The 244-nt window shown below is 61.9% G+C and carries 1 protein-coding gene; it reads left to right on the forward strand.

Annotated features, from left to right (window positions below):
* The first annotated feature begins 81 nt into the window (after positions 1–81).
* Positions 82–168 (forward strand): hypothetical protein, encoded by an 87-nt coding sequence (locus ACTFO6_RS19440; protein WP_439935954.1) that lies wholly within the window; start codon positions 82–84, stop codon positions 166–168.
* Positions 169–244: the final 76 nt, after the last annotated feature.

Here is a 244-nt window from a genome sequence, read left to right on the forward strand (position 1 = left end):
GTTCAGAAGTTCGCGCCGGACGGCACCTTCCTGACCGCCTTCGGCGGACGGGGGCGCGGCCCGGGACAGTTCCGGCATGCGATCGCGGTGGCGGTCGCCGAAGATGGAACGGTGTTCGTGGCGGATTTCCTCAATAGCAGGATCCAGAAATGGCGGCCCGGGCGCTGAGGCGTTCAGTTTCATAGATCAGAGGAAAGGCAACGTTGGCGGGGAAATAGCTGTCTAATGGCGAGGAAGCGAGAAT

This window comes from Pelomicrobium sp. G1 (assembly GCF_051905455.1).
Taxonomy (GTDB): domain Bacteria; phylum Pseudomonadota; class Gammaproteobacteria; order Burkholderiales; family UBA6910; genus Pelomicrobium.